The organism is Chromohalobacter canadensis, from assembly GCF_034479555.1.
GTDB lineage: Bacteria > Pseudomonadota > Gammaproteobacteria > Pseudomonadales > Halomonadaceae > Chromohalobacter > Chromohalobacter canadensis.
Genome location: NZ_CP140151.1, coordinates 276,352 through 297,085 on the forward strand (window position 1 = coordinate 276,352; position 20,734 = coordinate 297,085).

Sequence of the window (20,734 nt, forward strand, 5' to 3'; positions counted from 1 at the left end):
GTGCGCAACGAATGTAACAAATTGACCCAATGACGGGACACTATGTCCCGCCACTCAGGGAACGTCGCTCATGACCGCATCCACCGAACTGCCAACCGCCTCAGTGTTGATCGTCGATGACGAGCCCGGCATGCGCAGCTATCTAGCCAAGGCTTTGGCATCGCGCTTCGCGCTGGTCGAGGTCGCCGACTCACTCAGCGCCGCGGAAGCCTTGCGTCAGCGGCTGCACTTCGACCTGCTGTTGGTCGATATCCGCCTGCCAGACCGCTCGGGCATCGAATGGCACGAGGCGCTCGGTCCCGAACGGCGCAGCGATATCATCTTCATGACCGCCTACGCCGACCTCGACATGGCGGTCAAGGCACTGCGCGCCGGGGCCAGCGACTTCATCATCAAGCCGTTTCGTCTCGAGCAGTTGCAAAGCGCCGTCGACCGTTGCCTGGCCCAGCGTCGCTTAGCGCGCGAGAATTTCGTGCTCAAGCGCGAGACTCAGCGCCTGCACCGCCCCGACGAAAGCATGATCGGGGATAGCCACGCCATGGCTCAGGTCAGAACGATCACCGAGCGCGTCGCACCGACCCCCTCGGCCGTCTTGATCCATGGCGAATCGGGCACCGGCAAGGAACTCGTGGCGCGCGACCTGCACCGCCTCTCAGGGCGATTCGGCGCCTTCGTGCCCCTCAATTGCGGCGCCATCGCCGGCGACCTGCTGGAATCGGAGCTCTTCGGTCACGTCAAGGGCGCCTTCACCGGCGCGGTCAAGGCCCGCGAAGGGCTGTTCACCTATGCCGATGGCGGCACGTTGTTCCTCGATGAAATCGCCGAGATGCCGTTGGCAATGCAGGCCAAGCTGCTGCGCGTGCTCGAAAGCAAGCGCATTCGCCCGGTGGGCAGCGAGCAAGAGCAGCCCGTGGATGTGCGTATCCTCGCCGCCACCCACCGCAACCTGCAGCACGAGGTCAGCGAGGGGCGTTTCCGCGAGGATCTCTATTTTCGCCTCAACGTTCTCACCTTGACGCTCCCCGCGTTGCGCGAACACCCTGAAGACATACCGGCCTTGGCCCACCATTTCTCGCGACAGCTGTCTCGCGACCTGGGGCTCGCCGCCCTGCCCTGGCAGCATGCCGACCTTGAGCGTCTGACGCATTACCCTTGGCCCGGCAATATCCGCGAGCTCAAGAATTTCATCGAACGCTGTATTCTCCTCGGCCAACTCCCGAGCGACATGCTCGATGAGACGACTACCGCGCCCAGTGCCGTTGCCACGCATGGCTACCCCAGCGACTGGTCGCTGGAAGCCGTCGAGCGTGCGCATATATTGGGTGTACTCGAATCCCACGGTCATAATAAATCCAGCGCCGCCCGCGCGTTGGGCGTATCGCGCAAGACCCTCGACCGCAAGCTCAATGCCTGGCAAGACCTGAACGCATGAGAGCCCTACGCCGCTGGTTGCGCGCCTCGATTCGACGCCGGCTGTTGTGGCTCGCTTTCGCCCCCCTGGCCTTGCTGATACTTGCTCTGGCGGGACTCACTGCGTATTGGACCTCGACATACAACGACCGCCAGCTGTACATGAAAGTGCGTGCCGACTTGGCCGTCGCCTCGCGCGTGCTGGACGGCGTGAGCCAGCAACAGCAAGCGCGTCTCGAAGAATTGGCGCGCAGCCACGCGCTCGCCTCGGCACTGCAGGGCGAAGGATCTCAGTCACTCGAGGCACTGCTCGACGAAACGCAAAACGCGATGCAACTGGACTGGCTGCGCGTGGTGCCGCTCGAGGCGCTGAACGAGCCCCCTGAATTGCAACGCCGATTGCAGGCGACAGGCGATACACAGGGCGTATCCGGCCTGGATGTGCTCGAGGCATCCCAGCTCGAGATGCTGGCCCCCGAACTGGCCCGACGGGCACGCCTGCCACTGCGTGACACACCGCAGGCAGCTCCCAGCGATCGTCGACGCGAAACACGTGGCATGGTCTTGCGCACCCTCTACCCCATCCATGATGAACAAGGAAACCTGCGTCTTCTCCTTGATGGCGGTCGCTTGCTCAACGGCGATGCCGAGCCCGTGGATGAGATTCGTGACCTGGTCTACGGCCCGGGGACGCTCCCCGAAGGCAGCACCGGCAGCGTCACCTTGTTTCTCGATGACGTGCGCATCGCCACCAATGTACGCCTGGCCAACGGCGAGCGCGCCCTCGGCACGCGTGTCTCCGAGCCCGTTAGTCGCCAGGTTCTAGGGCGCGGCGAGCGCTTCATCGACAACGCCTTTGTGGTCAGTGGTTGGTACGTCGCCGCCTACGCCCCGCTCGAGTCACTGACCGGTCAACGCATCGGCATGATCTACGCCGGTTTCCCCCTGGCACCATATGAAGCCCTCTACCGAGACACACTGCTGCAGGTCGGCGCCGTCTTACTCGTCATCATCCTGATCTCAGGCTTGATGGTGATTCGCGGCGTCGACGCACTCGCCAGTCCGGTGCGCCGGATGCATCGCGTGATACACGGCATCCGCGATGGCCGGCACTTACGTATCGGCCATCTCGACAGCCAGGACGAACTGGCCGAACTAGCACATGAATTCGATGCCATGCTCGACCGTCTGGACGCCCATCAGGATGCCTTGCAACGTGCGGCCCAAACCCTCGAGCGGCGCGTCGAAACCCGCACCCAGTCACTGACCGAGAAAACACGTGCACTCGAGGAGCATGTCGCCTTGCTCAAGCAGGCTCGCGCCAGCCTGATGACCCAGGAAAAGCTCGCCGCCCTGGGCGAGATGACCGCCGGTATCGCGCATGAAATCAACAATCCCGCCGCCGTGATCCTCGGCCACGTGGAGTTACTGGCCGATAACCTTGGCTCCGATGTCGCCCCCGTACGCGACGAAGTCGACACTATCATCGCCCAGGTCGAGCGTATTCGTGCGCTGATAGACAACCTGCTGCAGTACTCCCGTGCCGGCGGTCATGAGCCCGCCTTCGTCCCCGAAGACATCAACACCATCGCCGCCGGCACCGAGCTCTTGATCCGACACGCCCTCGACAAGCACGGCCATCGCCTGATCAGTTCGCTACACGCCACCAGGCGCGCCGAGTGCCACCGCGGTCAATTGCAACAGGTGCTGATCAACGTGTTGCTCAATGCCACCCAAGCCAGCACCTCCCCGATGAGCATTCATCTGGCGACACGCGACGCCGTGCGCGAGATTCCCGGACATGGGCTCCTCGACGGCGTGGAAATTCGCGTCGCCGATCGAGGACCAGGCATTCCGCCCGAACTACGCGACCGGATTTTCGACCCGTTCTTCACCACGCGCGAAGCGGGCTCCGGGCTTGGGCTGGCCATCAGCGCGGGCATCGTACGACGAAGCGGCGGCGAGATGTGGGCCGTTTCGGCGCGCGGTCGCGGCACGATCTTCCACGTCTGGCTCCCCTGCCGGGCATTCCCCAGCGGCGCCGAGGAAGCCACCACGCGCAAACTGATCGCGTCGCTCAGCGACATGACCTCACCTTCCTCACGTGGCGGTTAAGATCGCCGCGCCGAGGCGCTATCATGACCCGATAACGTCTTATCACAAAGGATCATTCATGAGCGGATTCGACGTCGGCGCACGTCTCAAGCAATTGCGCAAGCTGCGCGACTTATCGCAACGCGAGCTGGCGAAACGTGCCGGCGTGACCAACAGCACGATTTCACTCATCGAGCAGAATAGCGTGAGTCCTTCGGTGAGCTCGCTGAAGAAGATCCTCGACGCCATGCCGGTCTCGATCAGCGAATTCTTCGCCGGTGAGGAAACCAGCCCTCAAGAGAAGTTCTTCTATCGTGCCGAGGAACTCACCGAAATCGGCGACGGCAACCTATCCTGGCGCCTGGTCGCCGCGCGACATCCTAGCCGTGGCATGTCGATCATCCATGAGCACTATCCACCAGGCGCAGATACCGGCGAAGACATGCTCGAACACGAGGGCGAGGAAGGTGGTGTCGTCATTAACGGGATGATAGAGCTCACCGTCAATGGCGACACGCAATGCCTTCATGCGGGCGACGCTTACTATTTCGATTCGCGCCTGCCGCATCGCTTTCGCAACAGCGGCGACACGGACTGCGTCATCGTCAGCGCCAACACCCCGCCAGGCTTCTCAGAGGGTGGCGCGAGCACGCACCATCGCCGCTAGGCATCATTCATGTTCGGCGGCCGGCGGCAAGATCCAGTTGAGAACGATACCGACCAAGGCGGCTAGACTCACGCCCTGCAAGGCGTATTCGCCACTGCCAAGCTGCATGCCGCCGATCCCGAAGACCAGAATCAACGATACCACCACGAGATTGCGCGGCGCGGTCAAGGACTGCCCCCCACGCACCAGGGAGTTCATCCCTACCACCGCGATGGAACCGAACAACAGCGTCATGATACCGCCCATCACCGGCGTGGGAATGGTCTGCAGTAACATCCCGAGCTTGGAGACGAACGCCAGCACGATGGCGGTACAGGCCGCGACGATCATGATCGCCGGATTGAAATTGCGGGTCAGCGTCACCGCCCCGGTGACCTCCGAATAAGTCGTGTTGGGTGGCCCTCCCAAAAGCGCCGCCGCGGAGGTTGCCAAGCCGTCTCCAAGCAAGGTGCGCTTCAACCCCGGCTTATCCAGATAGTTGCGTCCTGTCACCGAGCCGATCGCCACCATGTCGCCAATGTGCTCGATCACCGGCGCAATGGCCACCGGGATCATGAACAGGATCGCCGCCATGCTGAACGTTGGCGCCACGAAATCGGGCCACGCCAGCCAGGCAGCGGTATGTACCGGCGCCAGATCGACCACGCCCATAGCCAACCCCAGCGCATAGCCCACGACAACCCCGCCCATGATCGGAATCAAGCGAATCAAGCCACGCCCGAAGACCGCCAATACCAGCGTCACCAACAGGCTGGCCATCGACAGCGTGACCGCCTGTGCGTACCCCATGTCGCTGTTCTCGCCCGTGGCCATATCCACCGCGACGGGCGCCAATGCCAGACCGATGACCATGATCACTGGCCCCACCACCACTGACGGCAGCAGGCGATGCAGCCAGGCGGTGCCTTTCAAACGCACGATCTGCGAAATCACTACATAAACGAGCCCCGCAACGAACAGTCCGCCCAACGTGGCGGGGATGCCATAGCTGGCCACCGACCCCTGAATGGGCGCGATGAAGGCAAACGAGGAGGCCAGGAACACCGGGATGCTGCGTTTTGTCACGAACTGGAAAATCAAGGTGCCGATGCCCGCCGTGAACAACGCCACACTTGGGTCCAGCCCCGTCAACAGCGGCACCAGCACCAAGGCCCCGAACGCCACGAATAGCATCTGTGCGCCTGTGAGCAGAGTACGAGGCCAAGACGACCCTGACGAGGAGGTGGCGAGCGAAGGATCGGCATCCGACATGAAAAAGACTCTCCGAACTAGGGAACGAGACGAACGCAAGCGCCTTGCACATGGGCGCGGGATTCAAAAAAGCCCCTGAGTCCAAGACATCAGGGGCTGCGTAGCCGATGGCGTTTAGCGCGTGCCGAATATTTTATCGCCGGCATCGCCAAGGCCGGGGACGATGTACCCATTCTCGTCGAGGCGCTCATCGACGGAGGCGGTATAGATCTCCACCTCGGGGTACGCCTCCTGCACCCGGGCGATGCCCTCCGGCGCCGCGACCAGAACAATGACTTTCACCAGCGGGCAGCCACGCGCCTTGAGCATATCCAGCGTCGCCACCATGGAGCCGCCGGTGGCCAACATGGGATCAATGACGATCGCCAGGCGCTCGTCGAGATCGCCGACGAACTTCTCGAAATACGGCACCGGTTCCAGTGTTTCTTCGTTGCGATAAAGCCCCACTACACTGACGCGCGCGCTAGGGATGAGATCGGTAACGCCATCCAGCATGCCCAGACCGGCGCGCAGAATGGGAACCACCGTGACTTTCTTACCCTTGAGCAGTTCAACCTCGAGCAAGCCACCGCTCCATCCCGGAATCTCGGTCTTCTGAGTCTCGAGATCCTGCGTCGCTTCATAGGTCAACAACTTGGCGACTTCGCTGGCCAACTCACGGAAGTTCTTGGTGCTGATACCGGCTTCGCGCATCAGGCCCAACTTATGCTTGACCAGGGGATGCTGAATGGCATGAACGCTCATGTCGGGGGATATCCTTTCGGCGATGACGAGCCGAACCGCACTCCACGCCGGCCATGCGGGCACCTCACGGATGCGGCCGGAAAGCGGTTCGGATTGGCACGTATTCTAGCGTGCCAGGGAGCGCGGGTTAAGGGGACTGGATGAACTCGGGCTGTGCCGGCAATTGCCAGTCGATGCCCTCTCGGCCCCGGGCGGCCAGAAAGGCATTGGCTTGAGAGAAGTGACGCTGACCGAAGAAGCCTCGATGCGCCGACAAAGGCGAGGGATGCGGGGCATGCAATACCAGATGTTTTTGACGGTCGACGAACGATGCCTTCTTCTGGGCGTAACTCCCCCATAGCAAGAAAACCACTCCATCGCATTGCTCGTTGACCACCTGAATTGCACGATCGGTGAAGGCCTCCCAGCCCTGCCCCCGATGCGCACCCGCGTTGCCTTGCTCGACGGTCAACACGCTATTGAGCAGCAACACGCCCTGCCGTGCCCAAGACTCGAGAAAACCGTGCGAGACCGGTGTCGTGCCCACGTCCTGCGCCAGTTCCTTGTAGATGTTCTGTAACGAAGGCGGCGCAGGAATGCCGGGGCGCACCGAGAAGCACAGCCCATGCGCCTGGTATGGCCCGTGATACGGGTCCTGCCCCAGAACCACTACGCGAACCTGATCCAGCGGCGTCAGCTCAAAGGCACGAAACCAATGATCAGAATGCGGATAGATCACCTTGCGCGCATCTTTTTCGCGCGCTAGAAACGCACGCAGCGACTGCATGTAGGGCGCCTCGAATTCCGGGCCCAGATGACGCTGCCAACTATCCGGCAAGACTTGAGACATCACGCACCTTCCTTACTTGCGCTTACGTTTGGCGACGGGGCTCATGAATCGCGCGAACGCACCTGGTCAACCAGCGGCTCGACATACGCAATGCCCATGTCCCAGGGGAACTGAATCCAGCAATCCTGTGCGACCTCGGTCAAGCACTGATCGACCAACGGGCGGCCTTCCGGCTTGGCATAGATGGTCACGAAATGCGCCTTGGGCAGCATCTCACGCACCGCCCGCGCTGTATTGCCAGTATCGACCAGATCGTCGACCAACAACCAGCCGTCGCCATCATGATCGACGCCCTTCATGACGTTCAAGCCGCCCTGTTCCTTGTGCTCGTAACTCTTGATGCAAACGGTATCGATCAGGCGCACGTTGAGTTCACGCGCAATCAATGCAGCGGGAATCAAGCCGCCACGGGTAATCGCGACGATGCCCTTGAAGTCTCGCTCGACAAGTTGGTGACACAGAACACGCACATCGCGATGCAACTGGTCCCAGGAAACGGTGAACTGCTGGTGATAGCGATCAGTACTCATGGGAAGACCACACGGAGGAATAATAAGGGGCTATCGGGCGCGCGACAGCCACGCGCCCACGCTCGTCATTCGTGTTCGGTAAAAGTGCAAACGGCGAACACGCCATGGCCGGCATCGCGGATCTTCTGCGCGCCGCCGAGCTCGGGAAGGTCGATGATGGTCGCCGTCTCGACGACTTGGCCACCACTGCGCTGGATCAGTGACGCCGCTGCCAGCATGGTGCCGCCGGTGGCGATCAGGTCATCCATCACCAGGATACGATCACCTTCGCGAAAAGCATCGGAATGCAATTCGACGGTGGATTCACCGTATTCCAGCGTATAGGTCTCGCTGATGGTCTTGAACGGTAACTTTCCCTTCTTGCGTACCGGTACGAAACTACAGCCGAGCTCATAGGCGACCGGCGCCCCGATGATGAAACCGCGCGCATCGATAGCGGCAATCGCATCCAGATTGAGCTCCTGATAACGGTGCACGAAGCTATCGATGAGCTTGCGGAATGCGGCACTGTTCTGCAGCACCGGCGTAATGTCACGGAAGTTGACGCCCGGCTGGGGCCAATCGGGGACGGTGCGAATGACCGACTTTATATAATCGCCATAAATGCTCATCTGAGGCTCCATCAGCAATGCACGCGGTTTAGCCGCGACGGGCAGCGGACAAAGCCGCAAATGGTACCCAATGCAACGCCAGGAATCGAGGGTGCGCGTCAGAACCTCGATCCCTGTGCAGTTTTATACCGCGCCACGCGCCGCCATGACCCGCTCGACCGTCTCGACAATGGCCTGGGTCTGCGGGTCGATCTCGATATTGACCCGGTCTCCCAGCATGCGCTCACCCAATGTTGTCCGCGACAATGTCTCGGGTATTAGGTCGACACAGAAACGCCCACCTTCGAGCGCACCAATCGTCAAACTGATGCCATCGACGCCAATATAACCTTTTTCGAACAAGAACCGCGCATGCTCGTCGGGCAACGCAAACCACAGACGACGATTGTTCGGGGCCTCCTCGAGCTCTTCCAGGGCCGCTTGGCAGATGACGTGGCCGGACATCGCATGGCCGCCGATCTCGTCCCCAATGCGTGCAGCACGCTCGAGGTTGACGTGATCGCCGACGCCCAGCGCGCCCAAGTTGGTGAGGCGCAATGTTTCACGCATCAGATCGAAGGACACTCGATCCCCCTCGATGGAAGTCACCGACAAGCAGCATCCGTTGTGCGACACCGAGGCACCGGTCTCGAGCCCCTCCGTCATGCCGTCGGGAAACGCCACGACATGGCGCCGGAACTGCGTTTCCTCTTCCACGGCCACCACCGTCCCCACGCCTTGCACGATACCGGTAAACATCTCGACTCCTTGACCAATCCTGTCACGCTCGACAGCCATCATTCTAACATGACCCATAGGCACCCATCGTCAGGCACCTATACCTTTCAAAGCCTCAAAAACAGGCGATCTTTCTCAATCAAGCCCTTGAATGCCAGCACTTGGCCTAGAGACATTGACAGGTATCGAAGCGCTCACTAGAATCCGCGGCTTCTTGAGCGCCGATTTGTACCCAGATTGCGGGCGCGCCCGGGCCTGTCCCGGGGAAATACCGCTAAAAGGGTGTGTCCAGCGTTGATGGCCACCCGCCTGGGTGGCCTTTTTTTATGGCCACAGCCTACAAATCCCGCCACACAGGCAGTCCAGCCTCGTTATAATGCTGGGCTTTGCCACATGCGACGCCACTCCAGGCATGACCCGCTTCGACCACCCATGGTCGCCGGCGTGCCACTGGCCATGACGTCCCAACGCATCGACCCAAACGAAGACGATGATCAAACTCGAAGGTGTCTCCAAAACTTATGGGGCCGGCCCCACAGCGGTCCATGCCCTCAAAAATATCGACCTGGAAGTCCCGAAGGGTGCCATCCATGGCGTAATCGGGCTGTCCGGCGCGGGTAAGTCGACGCTGATTCGCTGCGTCAACCTTCTCGAGCGCCCGACCGAGGGCAATGTCATCGTCGACGGCCAGGACTTGACCCGGCAGGACAGCGAAGCCCTGCGTCAGTCACGCCACCAGCTCGGCATGATTTTCCAGCATTTCAACCTGCTTGCCTCGCGCACGGTTTTCGACAACGTGGCGCTGCCGCTGGAGCTGATGGGTGTCTCGAAAGGCGAGATTCGCGAGCGCGTCGAGCCGCTGCTCGACCTCACGGGCCTGACCGACAAGGCTACACAATACCCGGCGCAACTCTCGGGCGGGCAGAAGCAACGTGTGGCCATCGCGCGTGCACTCGCTAGCCGCCCCAAGGTACTCCTGTGCGACGAGGCGACTTCCGCCCTCGACCCACAGACGACGGCCTCGATCCTCGAACTGTTGCAGGACATCAACCGTAAGCTGGGGCTGACCATCTTGCTCATTACCCATGAGATGGAAGTGGTCAAGAGCATCTGCCACCGCGTCGGCCTGATCTCGGATGGCGAACTGGTGGAAGAAGCCGACGTCGGCGACTTTTTCACTGCACCGGCTACACGACTAGGGCGCGATTTTCTCAACGCCTTTCTCGAACTCGAGCCACCGCAGGCGCTGGTCGAGCGTCTCGAGGAAACACCAGGCGAGCATACGCACCCCGTGGTACGCCTGGCGTTTTCTGGTGCCAATGTCGCCACGCCGCTCATCTCGCGTCTGGCACGCGATAGCGGCGTCGATGTCAGCATCCTGCAAGCCAAGGTGGAGTCGATTCAGGGCCGCACGCTGGGCCTGATGATCGCCGAGCTCGTCGGCACGCCCGAGACGACGTCACAAGCACTCAAGCAACTCGAATCCCACGACATCAATGTAGAGGTACTCGGCCATGTCCAGCGCAATGCTTGAACTGATTCTCGAGGCCACGCTCGATACACTCTATATGGTCGCTCTGTCGGGTGCGGTCTCGGCCGTGATCGGCATTCCTCTCGGGGTTCTGCTTTACGTCACGCGGCCGGGGCAGATCCTCGCGCAACCAGTCGCCCAGCGCGTACTGGGCGTCGTCACCAATATCGGGCGTTCGATTCCCTTCATCATTCTGATGGTAGCGATCATCCCTTTCACGCGCCTCGTCGTCGGCAGCTCCATCGGCACCAACGCCGCCATAGTGCCACTCATCATCGCCGCGATTCCCTTCGTCGCGCGCCTGGTCGAAGGCGCCCTCAACGAGATTCCTCCGGGACTCATCGAAGCCGCTCAGGCGATGGGCGCCACCCCGCTGCAGATCATCACCAAGGTGCTTCTGCCGGAAGCCAAGGGCGGCATCATCAACGGCCTGACCATCACTGTGGTCACGCTGGTCAGCTACTCGGCCATGGCCGGTGCCGTTGGCGGTGGCGGTCTAGGTGACCTGGGCATCCGTTACGGCTACAACCGTTTCGAGCCGCTGATCATGCTCATCACGGTGGCGATACTGGTGGTCATGGTGCAGGGCTTTCAAAGCCTTGGCGATCGTCTCGTGCGCAAGGCCGACCACAAATGAGTGCGTGGTCAGAGGGTAAACGCAAAGCTATAATAGGCAGCACTTTTATACTCAAAAAAGCATAAATGCTTTCGGGAGCCGGCACTCCCTGCCGGCAGCACCATCTCGCTCAAGGAGAACATACGATGAACAACGCCCTGGCTCACGTTCTACGCCCCGCTCGCCTGTTCGGCGCCGCGGCACTGCTCGGCGCCGGCCTGATTGCCGGCTGCGGCAGCGACGATGCCGAGACGCAGTCGATCAAGGTAGGCACCGTGGCCGGCCCGGAAACGGACGTCATGCAAGTCGCCAAGCAGATCGCCAAGGACGAATACAATCTCGATATCGAAATCGTCGAGTTCACCGACTACGTCTCGCCCAATGCCGCCCTCGCCGACGGCAGCCTGGATGCCAATGCCTTCCAGCATGAGCCGTACCTGAACAGCATGGTCGAGGATCGCGGTTACGACTTCGTCATCGCTGGCAAGACCTTCGTCTACCCGATCGGTGCGTATTCCGAGCGCTACGACGACATCTCCAACGTCCCCGACGGGGCAACCATCGCACTGCCTAACGACCCTTCCAACGAGGGACGCTCGCTCATCTTGATGCACAACGAAGGGCTGCTCGAGCTCGACGACCCGGAGAATCTCGAAGCAACACCGGTGGATATCAGCAACAACCCGCATGACTACGAATTCCGTGAAATCGAAGCCGCCCAGCTGCCGCGCGTGCTGCCCGATGTCGACCTGGCCTTCATCAACAATACCTTCGCTCAGCCGGCAGGTCTCAGTCTCGACGACGCGTTGATCAAGGAAGGACCGGAGTCGCCCTACGTCAATTTGATCGTGACGAGTGAAGACAAGCAGGACGACGAAGCGATCCAGAATCTGGTCAAGGCGTATCAGTCGCAGGCCGTCATCGACAAGGCCAACGAACTGTTCAAGGGCGCAGCGGTTCCCGGCTGGGAGTAATCGCTCTCCGCCATTTCGTTCGACAGGCCGGCCCTACGGGGTCGGCCTGTTTCGTTATCATCCTCATTCGTTTGGAGACATCATGAGTGACTACGCCCTGCTCGCCCGCCAGCTCGAAACCCTGCTGGACACGCGCGACTGGCTGACCAATACGGCCCAGACCTGTGCCTTCTTGATGCATGAAATCCCCGACCTCAACTGGGCCGGCTTTTATCTGCAACGCCAGCCCGGCACGCTCATCCTCGGGCCCTTCCAAGGCATGCCGGCTTGCAACCCCATCCCTTTCGAGAAAGGTGTCTGCGGCGCTGCCGCGACCTCCCGGCAAACGCAGCGCGTCGCGGACGTCCACGCGTTTCCGGGCCATATCGCCTGCGATGCCGCGTCGCGCTCGGAACTGGTGGTGCCCATCGTGCACGACGGCGAACTCTGGGGCGTGCTGGATCTCGACAGCCCACGCCCTGAGCGCTTCAGCGAAGACGACCAACACGGGATCGAGCGACTGGTCGAAATCCTCATCAACGCCAGCGACCTCTCCACACCCACAGTGACTGGATAAGCTCCGCGGCACGAAGCCCTAACGCAAACGCCCCCGCTGCAAGACAGCGGGGGCGTTCAATATTCTGGTAGGACCGAGCGGATTTGAACCGCTGACCTCCACGATGTCAACGTGGCGCTCTAACCAACTGAGCTACGGTCCTGCAAATCGATTGTTGGCAGCTTTTCAACGCTAAGTACCGCGGGCATCAAGTAGTGCTGGTAGGACCGAGCGGATTTGAACCGCTGACCTCCACGATGTCAACGTGGCGCTCTAACCAACTGAGCTACGGTCCTATTCTACATTAGCTGTGGCAATGCCATGACTGCCGTTGCCGACTCTCACCTCGGCAACGGATGCGTATTTTACGCAGGCCGTAGAAAAATGCAAGACCCGACCCAAAAATTCGCCAAGGTTCAAACGCTTGACGCGAACACCTTGTCATTTACGTGTCTGCTTATAAAAGTTCGTTTTAGCGGACAACATCTTTGCGTGCTTTCGTTTTACAACAATTCATAATGCCTTTTTCCGCACTAATTCATGGTTTAACATAGCTTTCCAGCCCGCACTGCACCGTCTGTGCAACGTTCGCGTCTACCCAAAAGACATGGCTCATTCATCGGCCGTTTTACTCGCCAGGTAACGGAACATCCCATGACACAACAAGACCGCCACGAGGCCATCGTCACCCTGGTCAAGCATCAGGGCTACGCCTCTATCGAGCAGCTCACACAGCATTTCTCCGTCACGCCACAGACAATTCGCCGCGACCTCAACCAATTGGCCGACGAAGGCATTATCAAGCGCGTGCACGGAGGAGCCGGCCTCGAATCGAGCACCGTCAACACCGCCTATCATACGCGCAAGACACTCAATGCCGATGCCAAGCAGCACATCGCTGAATGCGTCGCCGCACAGATTCCCGACTCCGCCTCCCTATTCATCAATATCGGCACCAGCAATGAAATGGTCGCCGAGGCGCTACGCGAACATCAGGGCCTCGAGGTCATCACCAACAATCTCAACGTGGCGGCAATCCTTCAGCACAAGGAAGACTTCAACGTCATCCTCGCCGGCGGTCAGGTACGCTCACGCGACGGCGGCATCATTGGCGAGGCCACGATCGACTTCATCAATCAGTTCAAGGTCGACTACGGCATCATCGGCATCAGCGGCATCGACGATGACGGCTCGTTGCTCGAATTCGACTATCAGGAAGTCCGTGTCGCCCAGGCGATCATCCGCAACTCGCGCCAGGTCTTCCTGACCGCCGATCACTCCAAATTCCAGCGCAATGCCGTGGTACGCCAGGGCAACATTTCACAGATCGATGCATTGTTCACCGACCGCCAACCACCCGACGGCATCCTGCGCTTGCTACGCGAACATGGTGTAACACTGCATATCGCCGACGCTTGACCGCCCCGCCCCGCTTACGGCGTCACTGAGTGACGCCGTGTTCGTTTCGCCGGCTTGATGTTCGTTTTCGATTACGCTATTTTCATATCCGAACAATCGATTTGCGAAACCAACCTTGCGGAGCTTGCCATGAACGCCTCCCCCCGACAGGACATACTCGATCTCTTCGTCATCGGCGGTGGCATCAACGGTACCGGTATCGCCAATGATGCTGCAGGCCGAGGCTTGCGCGTTGCCCTGAGCGAACAAAACGACCTTGCCAGCGCGACCTCCTCGGCGAGCAGCAAATTGATCCATGGTGGCCTGCGCTACCTGGAGCATCGGGAATTTCGCCTGGTACGCGAAGCGCTGCATGAGCGTGAAGTGCTGTTACGCAAGGCACCGCATATCGTCTGGCCATTGCGCTTCATTCTTCCGCACCAGCCGCATTTACGTCCGGCCTGGATGATCCGCACGGGCCTGTTCCTTTACGATCACCTCAGTCAGCGTGCCAGCCTTCCTGCCTCTAAAGGGTTGCGCTTCGACGCCCAAAGCCCCCTCAAACCAGAGATCAAGCGCGGTTTTGAATATTCCGATTGCTGGGTCGATGATGCCCGGCTAGTCGTGCTAAACGCCATGCAGGCGCGCGAACACGGCGCCGACATCCAAGTGGGAAGCCGCTGCGTCGGGGCTCAGGAAGAAGACGGCCTCTGGCACATCACGCTGGAAGATGTCAGCACTGGCAAGCGCCACACACGATACGCGCACACTCTGGTCAACGCCGCCGGGCCTTGGGTGGAGCAGGTGGTACGCGAAAACGCTCAGCGCGATTCGCGTTACGGGGTGCGCATGATTCAAGGCAGCCATATTGTCGTGCCACGCCTCAATACCGACGAGCGCGCCTATATCCTGCAGAACCAGGATCGGCGTATCGTCTTCGTCTTGCCCTATCAGCAGGACTACAGCCTGATCGGCACGACCGACGTACGCTACCAAGGCGATCCTGCCCAGGTCAGCGCCAGCGGTCAGGAAATCGACTATCTACTCGACGTGGTCAATCAGCATTTCACCCAGACGCTCGCTCGCACGGACATCGTCACCACCTTCTCTGGTGTGCGGCCGTTGTGCGATGACGAATCCGCTGATCCCTCGGCGATGACGCGCGACTATACGCTCGATCTCGACGCACGCGGCGCACCGCTGCTGTCAGTCTTCGGCGGCAAGATCACCACGTACCGCAAGCTGGCCGAAGCCGCCCTCGAGCAATTGAAGCCCTACTTCAACGAGACAGGAACGCCCTGGACCGCCGAGAAATCGCTCCCCGGCGGAGACATCGACTCGCGCGAGGCATTTACCATGCAACTCGTTCGCGATTATCCGTTTTTGGGAGAAGCCCGGGCGCGGCGTCTCGCCTCGAGCTATGGCACACTATGCTTGCGCTTCCTGCACGGCGTCAGCCGCGAAGATCAGCTTGGCGAGGCCTTCGGCGCCGGCCTCACGCAGGCCGAAGTCGACTATTTGATGCATGAGGAATGGGCGCGTTCACCGGACGATATCCTGTGGCGACGCACCAAACTGGGCCTGCGTTTCACGCCCGAACAACATCAGCGCCTGACCGCCTATCTCAATCGTCATTGCCAAGGGCATGCGGCCTGACGCGGCCATGTAATGACGCGGTTGCTTGGCGCCATCACCGTTTAGCCTGCTACCCTCAATCTCAACGCTGACCATGGACGGTAACGCCCCGGCATGGAGCCAGGGCCGGCGCCGCCTAAACGAGGCCATGATGATTGAGTATATCGCTGAGATAGCGCTTGCCCTGCTCGCGTTTGTAGCGTTTATCGCCACCGCCATTCCGTGGCTGGATTTACGCTACTGGTGGGTGCGCGGTTTCGACTTTCCCCGCATGCAACTGGCGGCATTCGCCGTCGTGATTTTCATTGCCTTGCTGTGTGTGCTGCCATGGTCGCCACTGGGCTGGCTTGGCGCAATCGCGAGTTTGATCGTACTTGGCGTGCAAGGCACGCGTATTTTTCCCTGGACACCAATGGCGGCACGCCAGGTAGTGGATGCCGAAGGCGAGGACGCCTCACGTCAATTCTCGTTGCTGGTCGCTAACGTTCTCACGCCCAACCGCCAGGCTGCGTCGCTGATGCGCCAGATTCACGAGGTCGACCCCGACATCGTGCTGACCCTGGAGTCGGACGCCTGGTGGGAAGAGCGCCTCGACGAGGCGCTGAGCGCGAGCCACCCTCATACCGTCAAGATTCCCCTCGACAACCTCTACGGCATGCACCTGTATTCGCGTCTCGCGCTGCATGAGCCGCATATCGAGTGGCTGATCCAGGACGACATCCCGTCGATACACGGCTGGTTCGAGCTGCCTGGTGGCGAGCGTGTGCGTTTCCATGCCGTACATCCTCGGCCACCCGCACCCGGCGAAAGCGATGAATCGCTATGGCGCGATGCCGAGCTGTTGCTCGTCGGCCAGACGGTCCGTGACTCGGATCAACCCACGCTGGTCGCCGGCGATCTCAACGACGTGGCATGGTCGAAGACGACACGCCTGTTCTGCCGCATCAGTGGCATGCTGGACCCTCGTCGCGGACGTGGCCTGTACAGCACCTTCCACGCCGAATATCGTTGGCTGCGCTGGCCGCTGGATCACGTCTTCGTCAGCGAGCACTTCACCTTGGTCGCACTACGCCGCCTCTCGGCGTTCGGTTCCGATCATTTTCCCATTCTCGCGACCTTCCGTTATCGACCGGCACGCGCCGATGAAAACGACAGCCCGGAGGCGGACCGCGAAGAACGACAGGATGCCGAGGAAACCGTCGAGGAAGCCCACGACCGGCGCGGCGAGGAGCCCGTCAAGAACGACGATTGAGCTCATCGTTGCCTAAAGCCGAGACAGCAAAGTGCAATGAACCACATAAATTGGGCGCCCGTGAGGACGCCCAAGAAAGGCAACATCTGCCGTTTTGTTACGTCATTCGGGGATACCGCCTTGTGTCAGCTGCGTGGGATCGAGGAGACGTTCGAGTTCCTCGCGGGACAACTCGGTTTCTTCCTCGGCCACATCAATGATCGGCCGCCCTGCCTGATAGGCCTTCTTGGCGACTTGCGCCGCCGCGTTGTATCCGATTACCGAGTTGAGCGCGGTCACCAAAATGGGATTGCGAGACAGCGGTGCTTCTATATTGTCACGACGCACATTGAAGGTCGCGATGGCGCGATCGGCGAGTAGCGTGCTGGCGCTGGACATCAATCGAAGCGACGTCAGCAGGTTCGAGGCAATCAACGGCAGCATGACATTGAGCTGGAAGTTGCCACTCTGCCCCGCCACCGTGATCGCACTATCCAGCCCGATCACCTGCGCTGCGGTCTGCGCCGCCGCCTCGGGAATCACCGGATTGACCTTGCCCGGCATGATCGAGCTACCTGGCTGCAAGGCCTCGAGCTCGATCTCGCCCAGCCCCGCCAAGGGGCCCGAATTCATCCAGCGCAGATCATTGCTGATCTTCATCACCGCGCAGGCATAGGTACGTAGCTGACCGGAAAGCTCGACGGCGGCATCCTGCGACCCCAGGCTGGCAAAGAAGCTATCGTTGGGGCGCAGGTTGAGCCCCGTCTGCTCACTCAGCGCCTTGGCGACCCGTTCAGCGAATTCGGGATGGGCGTTGATCCCCGTGCCCACCGCCGTGCCGCCAAGCGCCAGGCGGGTCAGCCGCTGCTGGGTACCTTCCAGGCGTTCGATGGCCTGAGCGACCTGATTGGACCAGCCACCAAGCTCCTGGCTCATGCGCACCGGCATGGCGTCCATCAGATGGGTACGCCCCGTTTTGACGACATCATCCACCTCGTGCGCCTTGGCATCGATGGACGACTGCAGGTGACGCAAGGCGGGAAGCAGCGTTTTCTCGACCTCCAACGCTGCCGAAAGATGCAGCGCCGTGGGAATCACGTCGTTGCTCGACTGCCCCATGTTGACATGGTCATTGGGGCCGACCTCGGTGCCGCTCTCGCTAGCGAGATGAGAAATCACCTCGTTGACGTTCATGTTGGTCGATGTGCCCGACCCCGTCTGGAAGACATCGATCGGAAACTGGTCGCCATGCTCGCCATCGACGAGACGCTGGGCCGCCTTGCTGATCGCCTCTGCGCGCTGGGCGTCAAGCAGGCCAAGGTCATGATTGACGTTCGCCGCCGCCAGCTTGACCCGTGCCACGGCCTGAATGAACGCGGGGGGCATGGGTTGCCCACTGACAGGAAAATTGTTGATGGCACGTTGCGTCTGGGCGCCATACAGTGCGTCGGCAGGAACCTCGAGTTCCCCCATGCTGTCGCGTTCAATGCGTGTCTCGCTCATCACACCCTCCTGATCGGTTGAGACCACCGTGCACGCGCCCCATCATGGCGATACCCCGTCGCTATCGACGATCATGACGGTCGCCCCTCTGGCGCACACGAGCCCGGCGACTATCAATGTGAAATTGTGCTGCCGATAGCGCCTTTCAAGGCATCGTCACTACCTCTCGGGAGAATCCATCATGTGGCATCGCACCACGCTCACTCTGAGTCCACGCCATCAGGGCTTCCATCTCGTCACCGACGAGATCATCGACCAGCTTCCGGCACTCGCCTCCGTGCGTCTCGGACTCTTGCATCTCCAACTGCTGCATACGTCCGCATCGCTCACCCTCAATGAAAACGCCGATCCCGACGTGCGTCACGACATGGCTCTTTACGCCGAACGGCTCGCGCCTCAAGGTATCGACGGCATGCGCCACACGCTGGAAGGGCCGGACGACATGCCGGCACACGTTCTGGCCAGTCTCTTCGGCACGCAATTGACGCTCGCCGTCGAGTCGGGGCGACTCGCCACCGGCACCTGGCAAGGCATCTGGCTAGGGGAGCATCGTCAGCACGGCGGGCCGCGCCGCATTCTCGCCACCCTCAACGGAGACGATACGTGACGCGGCTCATTACCAGCCCAGCGCCTGCTTGACGAAGGGAATGGTCAACTTCCGCTGAGCGGAAAGCGAGGCGTGATCGAGACGCGCAAGGGCATCGAATAGCGCAGCAAGCTGTCTCGGGCCTCGATGCAGAATATAGCGCGCGACTTCGTCGGGGAGCTGCATACCACGCACCCGTGCCCGCAGTTGCAAAGCCTCGAAGCGTCCGCTGTCGTCCAGGGACTGCACATGGAAGGTCACTCCCCAGCTCAAGCGCGAGGAAAGATCGGGCAGCACGGTGGGCAACTGGCGTGGCGCGGCCTCGGCGGCGATCACTAGGCGCTTGTTGGCATCGCGCATACGGTTGAAGAAATGAAACAGCCCCTCTTCCCAGCGCTTGCGCCCGAGTACCGCAGAGAGATCGTCGATCGCCACCAGGTCCAGGCGTTCGAGGTCCTCTAGCATATGCGGCGGAAAGTGGCCCAAGTCGCGCAAGGGAAGGTACAAGGCACGCCCGCCCCGGTCGCCGGCTTCGTGGCAGGCGGCTTGCAGCAGATGGCTGCGACCGCTGCCGGGGGCGCCCCATAGAAACAGAAAAGGTTCGCCATCCGTGTCGAGCTGGCTACGCAGGCGTTCGAGCAATGGCGCATTGCTCGACGCATGGAAGTTGGCAAACGTTGCATCGTCACTCAGCCCCACTCCCAGTGGCAACTGCGCGGACCCGGTCATGACCTTTCCTCATCGCCTTCGTGCGAGGCGCCATCGTGGCGGGAAGTATCGTATAAGCGACTGTTTTTATAGCGCTCATGAAGGTAACGCAATACTACCATGACGATAGCGGCAACCGGCAACGCCAGCAGAATGCCGGTGAAGCCAAACAGCTGCCCCCCCGCCAGGACCGCGAAGATGACCGCAATCGGATGAAGGCCGATCTTGTCCCCCAGCAGGACGGGCTGGAGTAACGTACTTTCGACGACCTGGCCGACACCGAACACCACGGCCACGCCCAGCAAGGGCAGCCATTCGCCGAACTGAAAGAACGCTACCAGAGCCGCAATGCTGATCCCCACGATCACGCCGAGATACGGCACGATGCTGGCCAGCCCGGCCACCAGTCCGATCAGTAGTCCGAAACGCAGGCCGAGCAGACTCAGCCCCGTCGCGTAGATCACCGCCAGACTAAGCATCACCAGCAACTGCCCGCGCAGAAAGGCCGACAACACCTCGTCGCATTCATGGCTCAGGCGCGTGATCGTTGGCTCGACATGACGCGGCAGCAAATCGCGCAGGCGTGCCTTGAGCCGATCCCAGTCGAGTAGAAAGTAAAAGGTCGTCACGGGAATCAGCGCCAGATTGCCCATCCACACGGCGAACGCCATGCCTGACTTGGACGCCTGGGCCAAAATCGCAGCCGCCACTGTGCCGGTCTCGCGCCAGTTCTCCATCAAGGTGCTGCGCAGTTGATCGAAATCAGCGCTGAGATCCACGCCTGTCACGGCTTGGACCTCCGGTAGCACCACCGACTGCACCCAGTTGAAGATGGCCGGGAAGGATTCGACCAGCTGCGCCAGCTGGCGTCCCAGCAAGGGAATCAGAATCAGGCACGCCAAGACCATGGACAGCGCCAACACGAGGAAGACTACGCTTACCGAGAGCCGGCGCGACAAGCCGCGCGCCTCCAGCCAGTCAGTCACTGGGTCACCTAGATAGGCCAAAATCATGCCGACGAAAAACGGCATCAAGATGGGCTCCAGCAAGACGAGCAACCAGATCAATCCCGCCGCGCCCAGAAGGCTCCACACTTGTATGCGTGTCATTGCGATACGTATCTCCCGGCTCGTTTGGTTTCGATTCTACACGCCTGCGCGGGCG

The 20,734-nt window shown here is 60.8% G+C and carries 20 protein-coding genes and 2 tRNA genes; 11 read left to right on the forward strand and 11 right to left on the reverse strand.

The annotated features are described in order from the left end of the window. Positions 1-70: 70 nt before the first annotated feature. Genes SR908_RS01355 through SR908_RS01365 form a run of 3 tightly spaced genes read left to right on the forward strand, consistent with a single transcriptional unit; the run spans position 71 to position 4,171 of the window. Positions 71-1,432, forward strand: coding sequence for a sigma-54-dependent transcriptional regulator (locus SR908_RS01355; protein WP_246922715.1), 1,362 nt, complete (start codon positions 71-73; stop codon positions 1,430-1,432). Next, complete coding sequence (locus tag SR908_RS01360) at positions 1,429-3,525, forward strand: sensor histidine kinase (RefSeq protein WP_246922718.1); 2,097 nt, start codon at positions 1,429-1,431, stop codon at positions 3,523-3,525. Before SR908_RS01355 ends, SR908_RS01360 begins: the two co-directional genes overlap by 4 nt. Positions 3,526-3,583: 58 nt before the next feature. Continuing rightward, positions 3,584-4,171 carry a cupin domain-containing protein gene (locus SR908_RS01365; RefSeq protein ID WP_246922721.1) on the forward strand — a complete coding sequence of 196 codons (588 nt, stop codon included), beginning with the start codon at positions 3,584-3,586 and terminating at the stop codon, positions 4,169-4,171. A 3-nt stretch (positions 4,172-4,174) separates the two neighbouring features. On the opposite strand, the gene SR908_RS01370 is transcribed toward SR908_RS01365, so the two are convergent. The 6 genes from SR908_RS01370 to SR908_RS01395 all read right to left on the reverse strand — a co-directional run bounded on the left by SR908_RS01370 (position 4,175) and on the right by SR908_RS01395 (position 8,874). Further along, positions 4,175-5,422, reverse strand: a complete 1,248-nt coding sequence (locus tag SR908_RS01370; protein ID WP_246922724.1) for a uracil-xanthine permease family protein — start codon at positions 5,420-5,422, stop codon at positions 4,175-4,177. 114 nt (positions 5,423-5,536) lie between these two features. Continuing rightward, on the reverse strand, positions 5,537-6,166 hold the full coding sequence (gene upp / locus SR908_RS01375; protein WP_097022896.1) for a uracil phosphoribosyltransferase: 630 nt from the start codon (positions 6,164-6,166) through the stop codon (positions 5,537-5,539). A 127-nt stretch (positions 6,167-6,293) separates the two neighbouring features. Next, complete coding sequence (gene ung, locus SR908_RS01380; RefSeq protein WP_246922727.1) at positions 6,294-6,995, reverse strand: uracil-DNA glycosylase; 702 nt, start codon at positions 6,993-6,995, stop codon at positions 6,294-6,296. A gap of 41 nt (positions 6,996-7,036) precedes the next feature. Then, positions 7,037-7,525: a xanthine phosphoribosyltransferase gene (gene gpt, locus SR908_RS01385; RefSeq protein WP_097022898.1), complete on the reverse strand. Its 489-nt coding sequence runs from the start codon at positions 7,523-7,525 to the stop codon at positions 7,037-7,039. A gap of 65 nt (positions 7,526-7,590) precedes the next feature. Beyond that, complete coding sequence (locus SR908_RS01390) at positions 7,591-8,136, reverse strand: adenine phosphoribosyltransferase (protein ID WP_097022899.1); 546 nt, start codon at positions 8,134-8,136, stop codon at positions 7,591-7,593. Between the two features lie 123 nt (positions 8,137-8,259). Next, the gene (locus tag SR908_RS01395) at positions 8,260-8,874 is read right to left on the reverse strand and encodes a riboflavin synthase subunit alpha (protein ID WP_246922742.1); all 615 of its coding nucleotides are present in this window, start codon (positions 8,872-8,874) and stop codon (positions 8,260-8,262) included. Between the two features lie 469 nt (positions 8,875-9,343). Between SR908_RS01395 and SR908_RS01400 the strand changes: the two genes are divergently transcribed. The 4 genes from SR908_RS01400 to SR908_RS01415 all read left to right on the forward strand — a co-directional run bounded on the left by SR908_RS01400 (position 9,344) and on the right by SR908_RS01415 (position 12,530). Next, positions 9,344-10,387, forward strand: coding sequence for a methionine ABC transporter ATP-binding protein (locus SR908_RS01400; RefSeq protein ID WP_246922745.1), 1,044 nt, complete (start codon positions 9,344-9,346; stop codon positions 10,385-10,387). Next, positions 10,368-11,021 (forward strand): methionine ABC transporter permease, encoded by a 654-nt coding sequence (locus SR908_RS01405; protein WP_246922748.1) that lies wholly within the window; start codon positions 10,368-10,370, stop codon positions 11,019-11,021. Before SR908_RS01400 ends, SR908_RS01405 begins: the two co-directional genes overlap by 20 nt. Before the next feature lie 125 nt (positions 11,022-11,146). Next, entirely contained in the window at positions 11,147-11,974 is an 828-nt protein-coding gene (locus tag SR908_RS01410) for a MetQ/NlpA family ABC transporter substrate-binding protein (RefSeq protein WP_097022903.1), read from the forward strand. A gap of 82 nt (positions 11,975-12,056) precedes the next feature. Continuing rightward, entirely contained in the window at positions 12,057-12,530 is a 474-nt protein-coding gene (locus tag SR908_RS01415; RefSeq protein ID WP_097022904.1) for a GAF domain-containing protein, read from the forward strand. Between the two features lie 65 nt (positions 12,531-12,595). Here the strand turns inward: SR908_RS01415 and SR908_RS01420 are convergent. Continuing rightward, positions 12,596-12,672 (reverse strand) — tRNA-Val (locus tag SR908_RS01420). Positions 12,673-12,728: 56 nt separating this feature from the next. Then, a tRNA-Val gene (locus SR908_RS01425) sits at positions 12,729-12,805 on the reverse strand. A 358-nt stretch (positions 12,806-13,163) separates the two neighbouring features. Between SR908_RS01425 and SR908_RS01430 the strand changes: the two genes are divergently transcribed. From SR908_RS01430 to SR908_RS01440, 3 genes are all read left to right on the forward strand, one after another. Continuing rightward, entirely contained in the window at positions 13,164-13,928 is a 765-nt protein-coding gene (locus SR908_RS01430) for a DeoR/GlpR family transcriptional regulator (RefSeq protein WP_246922751.1), read from the forward strand. Between the two features lie 129 nt (positions 13,929-14,057). Beyond that, complete coding sequence (gene glpD, locus SR908_RS01435; RefSeq protein ID WP_246922754.1) at positions 14,058-15,563, forward strand: glycerol-3-phosphate dehydrogenase; 1,506 nt, start codon at positions 14,058-14,060, stop codon at positions 15,561-15,563. A 130-nt stretch (positions 15,564-15,693) separates the two neighbouring features. Next, entirely contained in the window at positions 15,694-16,794 is a 1,101-nt protein-coding gene (locus SR908_RS01440) for an endonuclease/exonuclease/phosphatase family protein (protein ID WP_322527377.1), read from the forward strand. 102 nt (positions 16,795-16,896) lie between these two features. Here SR908_RS01440 and SR908_RS01445 read toward each other — a convergent pair whose 3' ends face one another. Then, positions 16,897-18,276 carry a class II fumarate hydratase gene (locus tag SR908_RS01445; protein WP_246922777.1) on the reverse strand — a complete coding sequence of 460 codons (1,380 nt, stop codon included), beginning with the start codon at positions 18,274-18,276 and terminating at the stop codon, positions 16,897-16,899. 181 nt (positions 18,277-18,457) lie between these two features. On the opposite strand from SR908_RS01445, the gene SR908_RS01450 reads away from it, so the two are divergent. Continuing rightward, the gene (locus SR908_RS01450; protein ID WP_246922780.1) at positions 18,458-18,883 is read left to right on the forward strand and encodes a secondary thiamine-phosphate synthase enzyme YjbQ; all 426 of its coding nucleotides are present in this window, start codon (positions 18,458-18,460) and stop codon (positions 18,881-18,883) included. A 9-nt stretch (positions 18,884-18,892) separates the two neighbouring features. On the opposite strand, the gene hda is transcribed toward SR908_RS01450, so the two are convergent. Together hda and SR908_RS01460 are read right to left on the reverse strand one after the other, a co-directional pair. Continuing rightward, positions 18,893-19,591, reverse strand: a complete 699-nt coding sequence (gene hda / locus SR908_RS01455) for a DnaA regulatory inactivator Hda (protein WP_246922783.1) — start codon at positions 19,589-19,591, stop codon at positions 18,893-18,895. Next, a complete protein-coding gene (locus SR908_RS01460; protein ID WP_097022910.1) occupies positions 19,588-20,679 on the reverse strand; it encodes an AI-2E family transporter in 1,092 nt (363 codons plus the stop codon). Before SR908_RS01460 ends, hda begins: the two co-directional genes overlap by 4 nt. Positions 20,680-20,734 lie beyond the last annotated feature (55 nt).